Origin of the sequence: Nonomuraea sp. NPDC001636, from assembly GCF_040298265.1 — a bacterium.
In the GTDB taxonomy this organism is placed as follows: Bacteria; Actinomycetota; Actinomycetes; order Streptosporangiales; family Streptosporangiaceae; genus Nonomuraea.
The window spans coordinates 73506-85601 of sequence record NZ_JBEOZT010000001.1 but is presented as its reverse complement, the minus strand read 5'-3'; the positions used below and the strand labels follow the sequence as shown (position 1 = coordinate 85601).

Annotated in this window: 11 protein-coding genes; 5 read left to right on the top strand and 6 right to left on the bottom strand. The window is 69.5% G+C overall.

What is annotated here, in order from left to right; translation table 11 throughout:
- Positions 1 to 10 precede the first annotated feature (10 nt).
- The 3 genes from ABT158_RS00380 to ABT158_RS00370 are packed head-to-tail and all read right to left on the bottom strand — an operon-like array spanning position 11 to position 1790.
- Complete coding sequence (locus ABT158_RS00380; RefSeq protein WP_352349301.1) at positions 11 to 457, bottom strand: PTS sugar transporter subunit IIA; 447 nt, start codon at positions 455 to 457, stop codon at positions 11 to 13.
- Between the two features lie 10 nt (positions 458 to 467).
- The gene (locus ABT158_RS00375) at positions 468 to 704 is read right to left on the bottom strand and encodes a PTS sugar transporter subunit IIB (protein ID WP_352349299.1); all 237 of its coding nucleotides are present in this window, start codon (positions 702 to 704) and stop codon (positions 468 to 470) included.
- Between the two features lie 51 nt (positions 705 to 755).
- On the bottom strand, positions 756 to 1790 hold the full coding sequence (locus ABT158_RS00370; protein ID WP_352349297.1) for an SIS domain-containing protein: 1035 nt from the start codon (positions 1788 to 1790) through the stop codon (positions 756 to 758).
- Between the two features lie 177 nt (positions 1791 to 1967).
- Between ABT158_RS00370 and ABT158_RS00365 the strand changes: the two genes are divergently transcribed.
- The 3 genes from ABT158_RS00365 (at position 1968) to ABT158_RS00355 (ending at position 5448) form a co-directional block, all read left to right on the top strand.
- The gene (locus ABT158_RS00365; RefSeq protein WP_352349295.1) at positions 1968 to 2708 is read left to right on the top strand and encodes a GntR family transcriptional regulator; all 741 of its coding nucleotides are present in this window, start codon (positions 1968 to 1970) and stop codon (positions 2706 to 2708) included.
- A 69-nt stretch (positions 2709 to 2777) separates the two neighbouring features.
- Positions 2778 to 4094, top strand: coding sequence for a PTS transporter subunit EIIC (locus ABT158_RS00360; RefSeq protein WP_352349293.1), 1317 nt, complete (start codon positions 2778 to 2780; stop codon positions 4092 to 4094).
- Positions 4095 to 4173: 79 nt separating this feature from the next.
- A complete protein-coding gene (locus ABT158_RS00355; protein WP_352349291.1) occupies positions 4174 to 5448 on the top strand; it encodes a PTS transporter subunit EIIC in 1275 nt (424 codons plus the stop codon).
- Between the two features lie 82 nt (positions 5449 to 5530).
- On the opposite strand, the gene secA is transcribed toward ABT158_RS00355, so the two are convergent.
- A complete protein-coding gene (gene secA, locus ABT158_RS00350; RefSeq protein WP_352349289.1) occupies positions 5531 to 8320 on the bottom strand; it encodes a preprotein translocase subunit SecA in 2790 nt (929 codons plus the stop codon).
- A 224-nt stretch (positions 8321 to 8544) separates the two neighbouring features.
- Between secA and ABT158_RS00345 the strand changes: the two genes are divergently transcribed.
- Both ABT158_RS00345 and ABT158_RS00340 read left to right on the top strand, forming a co-directional pair.
- On the top strand, positions 8545 to 8805 hold the full coding sequence (locus tag ABT158_RS00345) for an HGxxPAAW family protein (protein WP_352349287.1): 261 nt from the start codon (positions 8545 to 8547) through the stop codon (positions 8803 to 8805).
- Between the two features lie 260 nt (positions 8806 to 9065).
- Positions 9066 to 10259: a winged helix-turn-helix domain-containing protein gene (locus ABT158_RS00340; protein ID WP_352349285.1), complete on the top strand. Its 1194-nt coding sequence runs from the start codon at positions 9066 to 9068 to the stop codon at positions 10257 to 10259.
- A gap of 148 nt (positions 10260 to 10407) precedes the next feature.
- Here ABT158_RS00340 and ABT158_RS00335 read toward each other — a convergent pair whose 3' ends face one another.
- Both ABT158_RS00335 and hpf read right to left on the bottom strand, forming a co-directional pair.
- Entirely contained in the window at positions 10408 to 11106 is a 699-nt protein-coding gene (locus tag ABT158_RS00335; protein ID WP_352349283.1) for a response regulator, read from the bottom strand.
- Positions 11107 to 11370: 264 nt separating this feature from the next.
- The gene (hpf, locus tag ABT158_RS00330) at positions 11371 to 12036 is read right to left on the bottom strand and encodes a ribosome hibernation-promoting factor, HPF/YfiA family (RefSeq protein ID WP_352349281.1); all 666 of its coding nucleotides are present in this window, start codon (positions 12034 to 12036) and stop codon (positions 11371 to 11373) included.
- Positions 12037 to 12096: the final 60 nt, after the last annotated feature.

The following is a 12096-nucleotide window of genomic DNA, read 5'->3' as shown; positions in this document are numbered from 1 at the left end:
CCGACGCTGTCTACGTCCATGTGAACAGCTCGTCCCCCACGTGCACCGCCCCCTGGACGATGCCGGTCACCGACTCCGAGAGGGCGTCCAGGGCCACGACGGGGCAGACCGGGGACCGTCCGCCGGCCTCGACGACGGACGGGTCCCACGCCACCACGGGCTGCCCCGCGCTGACCCTGTCGCCCTCGGCCGCCAGCAGCTGGAACCCCTTCCCCTTGAGCTGGACCGTGTCGATGCCCAGGTGCACCAGCACGCCCCTGCCGTCGTCCCCCACGATGACGTAGGCATGCGGATGCAGTTTCATAATTTTTCCCGCTATGGGGGCTACGGCCTTGCCGGGCCCCCGCAGCGGGTCGATCGCCGTTCCCGGTCCCACCATGCCCGCGGAGAAGACCGGATCGGGCACGGCGGCCAACCCCACAGCCGCCCCCTCGACCGGGGCGAGAACAGTCGTCATGGTCTCGCCCTTAGCCGATGATGTCCTCGATGTCGCTGGCGATCGTGTCCGCCTCGGGCCCCACGACGACCTGGACCACGTTCCCCGCGGCCATCACGCCGTGCGCCCCCGCCGCCTTGAGAGCGGCCTGGTCGACCTTGGACGCGTCGTGCACTTCGGTGCGCAACCGGGTGATGCAGGGCTCGATCTCGATGATGTTGTCGGCACCGCCGAGACCGGCGATGATCGCATTCACATCCGCCGCCATCCGGTCCTCCCTCGTTCCAACTCCGTGACCAGGCTAAACGAGGCGCCTCGCTCAGTCCGTCTGCGTGACCTTGTTGAGGCCGCGCGGCGAGTCGGGGTCGATGCCGAGGCGCCGGGCCAGCGCTTCGGTGAGGAGCTGGCCGGGGATGATCAGGCCCATCGGCGCCACCCATTCGGGCAGGTCGGGGCCGTTCAGCGCGGCCGTGCCGGCCTGCGCGAGCGCGTCGCCGCCGCCGATCGTGTACGCCGCCGCGCCCGCCGCCACGACCCGCTCGGCCAGGGCCACCGTGCCGGACAGCGTGGGGCTGTTCTCGGCGGCCACCAGCAGCGCCGGGGTGTCGGCGTCGACGACGGCGATCGGGCCGTGCAGCAGGTCGGCGTAGGACAGGCCCATGGCGTGCAGGTAGCAGGCCTCCTTGAGCTTGAGCGCGGTCTCCAGGGCCGTGGAGAAGGCGAGCCCGCGGCCGGACACCACCACGCCCGGCTTGTCCAGCAGCCCTTCGACGACCGCGTCCAGGTCGCCCGGCTCGGCGATCAGCTTCTCCACCGCGTCGGGCACCCGCCGCAGGTCCTCGGCGTCCACGTCGGCGCCCAGGCCCAGCGCGAGCACGCCCAGCGCGGCGAGCTGCGTGGTGTAGGTCTTGGTCGCCGGGACGGCCTTCTCCTCGCCGGCCAGCGTGCACAGCGCGACGTCGGCCGCCTGGGCGAGCGGGCTGTCCTCGCCGCCGTTGGTGATGCCGACCGTCTTCGCGCCGCAGTCCTTGGCCCAGGCCAGGGTCTCGACGATCTCCTCCGTCCGGCCCGACTGGGAGATCGCGACGGCCAGCACGCCGTCGAGGTCGAGCTTGCGCCGGTAGGTCGTCGCGATGGACGGCGCCGCCAGCGCGCCCATCCGGCCCGCGTGGGACTCGACCAGGTAGCGGCCGTAGACTGCGGCGTTGTCGGAGGTTCCACGCGCGATGAACAGCAGCTGGCGAGTCTGCTCGCCCACCGCCTTCACCTCGCCCACCCTGGGGAGCAGGGCGTCGAGCGTGGCCCGCAGCGCTTCCGGCTGCTCGGCGATCTCACTGCGCATCTTGGTGGTCATCCTGAGCTCATCCCTCGATTCATACGGTGTCGGACTTGACCGTCTTTCGCGACATGTGGTCTAGTCCGGACTAGACCAGTACGAACCATAGCCCATGGCCACCAAACAAGAAATCTGCCCATAGACTGCCGCACCACCAGATCCAGATTTCTTCTTTGCCGATCGAGGGGAGGATCCGTGGCGCACATCGATCCGGATAGCCCGGTGCCCAAGTACTTCCAGCTTCGCGAGATCCTGCTGGACCTCATTGACAGCAACGAGCTCAGCATCGGCGCGGCCATCCCGTCCGAGCGGGAGCTCTGCCAGCGGTTCGGCCTGTCCAGGATGACCGTACGGCAGGCCGTCGACCACCTGGTCTCCGAGGGCCGCCTGCACCGCGTGCCGGGCAAGGGCACGTTCGTGGCCAGGCCCAAGATCGAGCTGGCGTTGCAGCTCACGTCGTTCACCGACGACATGAGGGCGCGCGGGATGATCCCGGGCTCGCGCGACCTCGACCGCCGCATCGTGCGGGCCAGCGCCCACCTGGCCAAGGAACTGGGGATCCAGCCGGGTGAGGAAGTGCACTTCATCGAACGCCTGCGCACGGCCGACGGCGAGCCGCTGTCCATCGAACGGGCTCACATCCCGGTCAAGCTCGCCCCCGACCTGGCCGATGACGACCTGTCGGACAAATCGCTGTACGAGCTGCTGGAGAGCCGCTACGGGCTGGTCATGGACGCCGGCGAGCTCACCATCGACGGCGGCATCGCCGACCCGAGCGACGCCGACCTGCTGAAGCTGCCCCGCGGCGGCGCCGTGCTGCTGCTCCAGCGCAGGTCCTTCTCCGGCGGCGTCTGCGCGGAACTCGGCGTGTCCACCTACCGCGCTGACCGCTACCAGCTGCGGACCATCCTCGAAATGCCCGTTAGACGGGGCTAGGGCCACTCCGCCGGGCCCGGACGGCCTGCCCGGCGGACGCCTGACTCCCACCCCCCGGAGGAACGCCCGGTGAACGAGACCACCGCCGCCGCCCGGCCTTCGCCGTTCGCACGCGTGATGAACGTGCTCCAGCGGCTGGGCCGCTCGCTGATGCTGCCCATCGCGGCCCTGCCCGCGGCCGCGCTGCTCTTCCGGTTCGGGCAGGCCGACATGCTGGGCTCCAACGGCCCGGCCCCCGGCGGCCTGGCCGACGTGCCCGGGTTCGCGTGGATGAGCCAGGTCGCCGAGGTGCTGGCCGCGGCCGGGGACGCGCTGTTCCAGAACCTGCCGCTGCTGTTCGCGGTGGGCGTGGCCATCGGCTTCGCCCGCAAGGCCGACGGCACCACGGCGCTCGCGGCCGTCGTCGGCTACCTGGTGTTCGACCGGGTGACCAAGGTGATGTTCTTCGGCTCCGACATCCGCGACACCGTGGCCATCCGCCAGGTCCAGGACCAGGGCATCAAAGAAGTCATCAACTACGGCATGCAGAACCCCACCAAGGTGCTCGGCGGCATCGTGATGGGCCTGGTCACCGCGCTGCTGTGGCAGCGCTTCCACCGCATCAAGCTGCCGCCGTGGCTGGCCTTCTTCGGCGGACGCCGGTTCGTGCCGATCATCACCTCCATCGTCGCGCTGCTCCTCGGCGTGCTGTTCGGCTGGCTCTGGCCGGTTCTCGGCGAGTGGATCCGGCACGCCGGCGAGGCCCTGGCCGCCATCGGCCCGATCGGCACCGGCATCTACGGCCTGATCAACCGCCTGCTCATCCCGCTCGGCCTGCACCACTTCGTGAACTCGGTCGTCTGGTACGTCGTGCCGCAGTGCGAGGTGGGCGGGCACGTGCTGGGCGGCGACTGGAACTGCTACTTCGGCGGCGCACCGCACTCCGGCCAGTTCATGGCCGGCTTCTTCCCCGTCATGATGTTCGCCCTGCCCGCCGCCGCCCTGGCCATGTGGCGGGCCGCGCCCCCGCACCGCCGGGCCACGGTGGGCGGCATCATGCTCTCGGCCGGGCTGGCCTCGTTCGTCACCGGCATCACCGAGCCGATCGAGTTCGCGTTCATCTTCGTCGCGCCCGCGCTGCTGGTCGCGCACGCCGTCCTGACCGGCCTGGCGATGGCGCTCACCACGCTCATCGGCGGGCAGCTCGGCTTCGGCTTCTCCGCCGGCCTGCTCGACATGCTGCTGAACGCCAGCAAGTCCAACACCCAGAACCTGCCCGGCATCCTGCTGCTCGGCCTGATCTACGGCGTCGTGTACTACGTCGTGTTCACCTTCCTCATCCGCAGGTTCGACATCATGACGCCGGGCCGGGAACCCGAGCCCGACCTCGACTCCGGCGAGACCTAGCGGCCGTTTTCCGCCACGCCCGCCGTGGTAGGAACCTGGCATTCCCCCGCTGACGGACCACCGAGCGGGGGTGAGGACCATGGGCGCGTCGCCCTGGTCGGCGACCTTCGCGGTGCTGCAGCGTATCGGCCGCTCGCTCATGATGCCCATCGCCGTGCTGCCCGCCGCCGGCCTGCTCTTCCGCTTCGGCCAGGACGACCTGCTCGGCAAGGACGGCCTCGGCGGCCTCCTGCCCTGGATGCTGCCCGTCGCCAACGTCCTGGCCGCGGCCGGGGGCGCCCTGTTCGACAACCTGCCCGTCCTGTTCGCGATCGGCGTCGCGATCGGGTTCGCCCGCAAGTCCGACGGCTCCACCGCCCTGGCCGCCCTGGTCGGCTACCTGGTGTTCGACCGCGTCAGCCGTACGCTCTTCTATGACGCGGGCCACGGCGCGGTCTACGACAAGGTCGTCGTCACCACCCCTCAGGGGCCGATGCTCAACCTGGGGGCCCAGAACCCCACCGGCGTGCTCGGGGGCATCGTCATCGGCATCACCGCGGCGCTGCTCTGGCAGCGCTTCTACCGGCTGAAGCCGCCCCCGTGGCTGGCCTTCTTCGGCGGACGCCGCTCGGTCCCGATCATCACCGCCGTCGCCGCCCTGCTGCTCGGCGTCGTGTTCGGGCTGGTCTGGCGGCCGGTGGGCGACTGGCTCTCCGGCGTCGGCGACTGGCTCTCGGCCCACGGCACCGTGGGCACCGGCATCTACGGCGTGGCCAACCGCCTGCTGATCCCCGTCGGCCTGCACCACTTCCTCAACACCATCGTCTGGTTCACCCTGCCCGAGTGCCACGCCGGCGTGAACGGCGCCACCCGGGACGCCGCCGGCGACCTGAACTGCTACTTCGCCGGCGAGCAGGGCGCCGGCATCTTCATGACCGGCTTCTTCCCCGTCATGATGTTCGGGCTGCTCGGGGCCGCCATCGCCATGTGGCGGGCGGCCCCGCCGGAACGCCGCAAGTCCGTCGGCGGCATCATGTTGTCGGCCGGGCTGACGGCATTCATCACCGGCATAACCGAACCGCTGGAATTCGCCTTCATTTTCGTCGCGCCGGTGCTTTTCGTGGTGCACGCCCTGCTGACCGGGCTGTCGATGGCGCTCATGGCGGAATTGGGCGCGCGGCTCGGCTTCACCTTCTCCGGCGGGGCCATAGACCTGCTGCTGAACGCCAGCAAATCGAACACCCACCGGCTCGGACTGATCATCGGGTTCGGGCTGCTGTATTTCGTTCTCTATTACCTGATCTTCGCGTTCCTGATCCGCCGCCTGAACATCCCCACCCCCGGCCACGAGCCCCCCGCCCCGCAGGCCCCCTAGCCGCCCCGCGCGCGAACGACGAAGCCCCCGCCCTCCCGCTCGCGCAGGGGGACGGGGGCCCGCTCAGGCCCGCCTCAGCGGGTCAGACGGCGTTCTTCGGGTCGCCGTGGCAGCGCTTGTACTTCTTGCCCGACCCGCAGGGGCAGGGCGCGTTGCGCTCGACGTTCCCGTACGCGGCCCGCTCGGCCGACGTGGTGCGCACCCGCGTGTGCTCGACGTCGCCCTGCTCGCCGGGGGCGGAGTACTCCAGCTCGGTCGGCCGCTGCGGCGCGCGCAGGGCGGTGGAGATGATCGACCGCGTCTCGGTGACCGCGGCGTCCTCCTCCTCGACGATCGGGTTCTCCTGCACCTCGACCTCAAGGTTGAACAGGAAGCCGACGGAGTCCTCCTTGATGCCCTCCAGCATCGCGGAGAACATCTCGAAGCCCTCGCGCTGGTACTCGATCTGCGGGTCCTTCTGCGCGTAGGCCCGCATGCCGATGCCCTCGCGCAGGTAGTCCATCTCGTAGAGGTGCTCGCGCCACTTGCGGTCGAGCACCGACAGGATGACCTGACGCTCGAAGTTGCGCGTGGCCTCCGCCCCGAGCTGCTCCTCGCGCCTGGCGTACGCCTCCAGGGCGTCGGCCTTGATCTTCTCGGAGATGAACTCGGCGGTCAGCTCCTCGCGGCCGCCGGCCTCCTCGACGAGGTTGTCGATGGTGACCGTGACCGGGTAGAGCTCGCCGAACGCCTTCCACAGCCGGTCGAGGTCCCACTCCTCGGCGAAGCCCTCGGAGGTGGCGCCCGCGACGTAGCCGTCGATCACGTCGCCGATGAAGCCGCGCACCTGGTCGTGCAGGTCGGCGCCCTCCAGCACGCGGCGGCGCTCGGAGTAGATCACCTTGCGCTGCCGGTTCATGACCTCGTCGTACTTCAGAACTTCCTTGCGGATCTCGAAGTTCTGCTGCTCGACCTGGTGCTGGGCGGAGGCGATGGCCTTGGAGACGATGCCCGACTCGATCGGCTGGTCGTCGGGGATGCTCAGCCTGTTCATGATCAGCTCGACCCTGGCCGCGTTGAACAGGCGCATGAGGTCGTCGCCGAGCGAGAGGTAGAAGCGCGACTCGCCGGGGTCGCCCTGACGGCCGGAACGGCCGCGGAGCTGGTTGTCGATGCGGCGCGACTCGTGCCGCTCGGTGCCGAGGACGTAGAGGCCGCCGAGCTGGGTGACCTCGTCGTGCTCGGCCTTGACGGCCGCCCTGGCCTTCTCCAGCGCCTCGGGGTAGGCCTTCTCGTACTCCTCCGGCGTCTCGACCGGGTCGAGGCCGCGCTGGCGCAGCTCGAGGTCGGCGCGGAACTCGGAGTTGCCGCCGAGCATGATGTCGGTGCCTCGACCGGCCATGTTCGTGGCGACGGTGACGGCGCCCTTGCGGCCCGCCTCGGCGATGATCGACGCCTCACGCGCGTGGTTCTTCGCGTTGAGCACCTCGTGCGGCACGCCGCGCCGCTTGAGCGCCTTGGACAGCCGCTCGGACTTCTCCACCGACGTGGTGCCCACGAGGACCGGCTGACCGGCCTCGTAACGCTCCTTGATGTCCTCGACGACCGCGTTGAACTTGGCGTCCTCGGTCTTGTAGACGACGTCCGGCTGGTCCTTGCGGACCATCGGCCGGTTGGTCGGGATCGGGACGACGCCCAGCTTGTACGTCTGGTGGAACTCGTTGGCCTCGGTGGCGGCCGTGCCGGTCATGCCGGACAGCTTGGCGTAGAGGCGGAAGTAGTTCTGGAGGGTGACCGTGGCGAGAGTCTGGTTCTCGTCCTTGATCTTCACGCCTTCCTTGGCCTCGATGGCCTGGTGCATGCCCTCGTTGTAGCGCCGGCCGTGCAGCACGCGGCCGGTGAACTCGTCGACGATGAGCACCTCGCCGTCGGCGACGATGTAGTCCTTGTCCTTCTTGAACAGCTCTTTCGCCTTGAGCGCGTTGTTCAGGAAGCCGACCAGGTGGGTGTGCTCGGGCTTGTAGAGGTTGTCGATGCCGAGCCAGTCCTCGACCTTCTCGACGCCGGCCTCCAGGACGCCGACCGTGCGCTTCTTCTCGTCGACGATGTAGTCGCCGGTGCTCTCCTCGCCCGGGTTCTTCGCCTCGACGCCCTTGCGCAGCCGGGGAACGATCTTGGCGAACTCGCTGTACCACTTGCCCGACTGCTCGCCGGGGCCGGAGATGATCAGCGGCGTGCGGGCCTCGTCGATGAGGATCGAGTCGACCTCGTCGACGACCGCGAAGTTGTGGCCGCGCTGGACGCACTCCTCCAGCGACCAGGCCATGTTGTCGCGGAGGTAGTCGAAGCCGAACTCGTTGTTGGTGCCGTACGTGATGTCGGCCTCGTACTGCTTGCGACGCTCGTCGGGCGCCTGCCCGGACACGATGCAGCCGACCTCCAGCCCGAGGAAGCGGTGCACGCGGCCCATGGTCTCGGCGTCGCGCTTGGCCAGGTAGTCGTTGACCGTGACCACGTGGACGCCCTTGCCGGACAGGGCGTTGAGATAGGCGGGCAACGTACAGGTCAGGGTCTTGCCCTCACCGGTGCGCATCTCGGAGATGTTGCCCAGGTGGAGGTTGGCGCCGCCCATGATCTGCACGTCGAAGTGCCGCTGGCCGAGGACGCGGCGGGCCGCCTCGCGGACGGTCGCGAACGCCTCGGGAAGCAGGTCGTCGAGACTCTCGCCGTCGGCGTAACGCTGCTTGAACTCGTCGGTCAGCGCGCGCAACTCCGCGTCGGACAGGCTCGTGAAGTCGTCCTCGATGGAGTTGACCTGATCGGCGATCCGCTTGAGCTTGCGCAGAGTCTTGCCTTCGCCGGCACGTAGGATCTTGTCGAGAATGGCTGCCACTTTATGTAAAGCTCCTCGCAGGTCTACCCCGGCGGCGCCGCCAGGAGGAGAGGCCGAGACAAACTTCCCCGGTTGCCATCGTAGGCGGTTCCGCAACCAGACACAGCCACCGTGACGACGAGGGCGCCGGACACGTCTGGGAGAATGGGGTCAAGGCAGAGGGTATGCCGGTTGAGCGCCGGTTCGCACCAATAGCGGGATATCCGGCAAAGGAAGGATTAGTCATGGTTGAGGGGAAGAAGTCCGAGCACACGGAGAATCTCGGCAGCCACGGCGGCCGCGCCTCCTCGTGGCTGGCCGTGACTGTCATGGTGGTGGGCACCATCGTGGCCGGCTTCGGGCTGACGGCCGACAACTGGACGCTGGTCTGGATCGGCGCCGGCCTGTTCGTCGTCGGCGGCATCCTCGCCCTCGTCTTCGACATCTTCACGGACGTGGTGATCGACGCGCCCCGCGTCGGCATGCGGGCCGAAGACCACCGCTGACCCACCCGGCACACGGCGGGCCCCGGCGGACCGGGCGCCCGCCGTTCGCATGCCCGGCCCCTCCTGGACTCTTTGTTCTCGGCATCCAATTCCCCAACCCCGGTACATCGGCGTGTCGCCCCGGCCCTCCTGCCCCTCGCCCGGCGCGTCTCTCCCGGGCCGGCACATGCCGGGGAGCGGCCCGATTCTGTCGGTGGGCGCCGCTAAATTCCTCCCATGGATAGCTCTACCGTCCCCCAAAGCCTCCCGGGGTCCGCCGCATGACGAACGTGACCGACCTGACCGCCGACGAGGCGCGCCGGGTCATCCTGCGCGCCCAGGGGCTCATCGGCGCCGACGCGCGCAAGGGCGGGGTGCGCGGCATGCTGCGCCGGCTCGGCGCCGTACAGCTCGACACGATCTCCGTCCTGGCCCGCTCCCACGAGCTGGTCGCCTACGCGCGCCTGGGCGCGGTGGGCAGGCCCACGGTCGAGCGCGCCTACTGGCACGATCCCGCCCAGAGCTTCGAGTACTGGTGTCACGCCGCCTGCATCCTGCCCATCGAGCACTGGCCGCTCTACGCCTTCCGGCGCCGCGCCTACCGCGACCGGCGCTACCGCTGGCACGAGGTGCCCGACAGCGTCGACAAGCTGCTGCAGCAGGTGCGCGACTCGGGCCCGCTCACGACGTCCGACGTCGGCGGCGCCAAGAACGGCGGCCCGTGGTGGGACTGGTCCGACTCCAAGATCGGGCTGGAGTGGCTGCTCGACATCGGCGAGATCACCTGCGTGCGCCGCGTCGGCTGGCGCCGCGTCTACGACCTGACCGAGCGCGTCGTGCCCGCCGACCTGCTGGCCGACGACCTGCCCGACGAGGAGTGCGTCGTCCTGCTGGCCGCCATCGCGGGCCGGTCGCTCGGGGTGGCCAACCGTACCGACCTGCTCGACTTCCTGCGGCTCAAGGGCAAGTACGCGGCGATGCTCGACCAGGCCCTGCTCAGCGGCGCCGCCGGGCTGGTGCCGGTCAAGGTGGCGGGCTGGCCGGCCAAGAAGGGCCAGGCCAACGCGTGGGCCGATCCGCAGGCGCTGGAGTCCGAGCCGCGCGGCCGCCACCGCACGACGCTGCTGTCGCCGTTCGACTCGCTGATCTGGCACCGCGGCCGCACCGAGCGTGTCTTCGGCTTCAAGTACCAGCTTGAGCTCTACGTGCCCAAGGAGAAGCGCGTCCACGGCTACTTCACGATGCCGGTGCTGGCCGGGGGCCGCCTGATCGGCCGGGTCGACCCGGCCCGCGAGGGCACCACCCTGGTGGCCCGCCAGGTCCACCTGGAGCCCGGCCTGTCCCCGGCCAAGTGGGCCGACGCCCTGCGCGACGCCCTGTGGTCGGCCGCCGACTGGGTGGGCTGCGACGCCGTCCGCGTCGAGCGCACCGACCCTCCGGAGCTCGCCCACCTCCTGACCGCGCCCCGGCCGTAGGTCACCGGCGGGCCGGCGCTAAGGCCGCGCCCGCCACGGCCGGAGAAGGGGAACAGGGGACGAGGGGCGGCGATCCCGCCGGCTCACCGTCCCCGGATGCCCCGGAGGACCCGGAGGACGGGTTCGCGCGCGCGGGCCCGCGCCGGGGTCATGTGATCTCCAGCATGCGTTCGCGTACCGCGTAGACCACCGCTTCCATCCGCGAGTGCAGCTGAAGCTTGTCGAGGATGTTGCGGACGTGGTTCTTCACCGTGTTCTCGGAGATGAACAGCTGCTTGGCGATCTCGCGGTTGTTCATGCCCTTGGCGACCAGGCGCAGGACCTCCATCTCGCGGTCGGTCAGCCGGGGCACGGGGAGCTGCGGCGGGCGTTCGGCCTCCTTGCGGCTCATGTTCGCGAACTCGCTGATGAGCTTGGCGGCCATCGCCGGGTTGATTAAGGACTGGCCCTCGTGCACGCCCCGCACCGCGGCGGGCACGTCGTTGATCTGCACGTCCTTCAGCAGGTAGCCGGTGGCGCCGGCCTTGATGGCCTCGAAGAGGTCCTCCTCCTCGTCGCTCACCGTCAGCATGATGATGCGGGTGCTCGGGACCGAGGCCCTGATGCTCCTGGTCGCCTCGATCCCGTCCTGCCGGGGCATGCGCACGTCCATCAGCGCGACGTCGGGCATGAGGCGATCGGCCAGTTCGACCGCCTCCTGCCCGTCGCTCGCCTCACCGACCACCTCGATGTCGGGCTCCGCGGCCAGCGTCAACGCCAGGCTTCGCCGGATCAGCTCGTGATCGTCAACGATCAGCACGCGGATCGGCTCGCTGTCTGCCGTGCGGACCTCGCCGGACTCGGTCACGAGCCCTCCTCGGTCCGGCTCGCGCCTGCCTTGCTCACGGGGAACCTGCTCATCGGACGGCCGCTCCGCTGTCACGCCCGGTCGGGGCCGTAGCGGCGGTCCGCATGGCGGTTGTCCCGTCAGTACCCTCGCTTCGCTCGCTCATCTGAACCTGACTGAGCTCGCTCACGTCTCCTCCTCGTCGGGGGGCCAGAGCCGTCGGACCGCCATGATGGCACGTATGGCACGGTCCTCGGGTGGTCGAGAAGATCTTCCGGTGTGCGATCAGGGCTCTACGAGCCGCAACACGCCGTAGTTGTACCCGCGCCGGTTGTAGACCACGCTCGGCAGGCCGCTCTCCTTGTCACGGAACAGGTAGAAGTCGTGCCCGACCAGTTCCATCTCGAGCATGGCCTGGTCGATGGTCATGGGTTCCGCTCTGTGGAACTTCTCCCGCACGACGAGCGGGCCGTCGCCGTCCATCTCGATCGGGACGATGTCGTCGTCGAGCTTGTCCTCCTGCACCGGCAGGTCCTCGTAGGACTCGGCCGGCTCGGGGACGGGCTTGGTTCCCCGGGACGGCGTGCCGGCGACGTCAGGGAGCGTCGCGGTGAGCTCCGCCACCGAGGGCGGGCAGTGGTTGCCGTGATGGACCTTGCGCCGGTCGGCCAGCCGGCGGAGGCGGCCTTCCAGCTTGTCGAGGGCGAGGTCGAGGGCTACGAACCGGTCGTCGGCCGAGGCTTCGGCGCGGATGGCCGGGCCTTTCGAATGGATGGTGAGTTCGACGCGCTCGCGCTGGTCGGCGAGGCGAGGGTTGCGTTCTTTGGACACCTCCACATCGACTCGGATGAGTTTGTTGTCCAGACGTTCGATCCTGGCCAGCTTGGTCGTCACCTGGTCTCGGAACCGGTCACTCACTCCTGTGTGCCGACCCTTGACGATGATGTCCATGCAACAGCCCCCCTTCGTCTAACGACTGAGCAAGAGCGCCCGACGATGTGCGTACCGGAC

Excerpts from the sequence above, each read along its gene's own strand:
- ABT158_RS00380 (WP_352349301.1), bottom strand. The coding sequence starts at position 457 with ATGACGACTGTTCTCGCCCCGGTCGAGGGGGCGGCTGTGGGGTTGGCC.
- ABT158_RS00375 (WP_352349299.1), bottom strand. The coding sequence starts at position 704 with ATGGCGGCGGATGTGAATGCGATCATCGCCGGTCTCGGCGGTGCCGAC.
- ABT158_RS00370 (WP_352349297.1), bottom strand. The coding sequence starts at position 1,790 with ATGACCACCAAGATGCGCAGTGAGATCGCCGAGCAGCCGGAAGCGCTG.
- ABT158_RS00355 (WP_352349291.1), top strand. The coding sequence starts at position 4,174 with ATGGGCGCGTCGCCCTGGTCGGCGACCTTCGCGGTGCTGCAGCGTATC.
- ABT158_RS00345 (WP_352349287.1), top strand. The coding sequence starts at position 8,545 with ATGGTTGAGGGGAAGAAGTCCGAGCACACGGAGAATCTCGGCAGCCAC.
- ABT158_RS00340 (WP_352349285.1), top strand. The coding sequence starts at position 9,066 with ATGACGAACGTGACCGACCTGACCGCCGACGAGGCGCGCCGGGTCATC.
- hpf (WP_352349281.1), bottom strand. The coding sequence starts at position 12,036 with ATGGACATCATCGTCAAGGGTCGGCACACAGGAGTGAGTGACCGGTTC.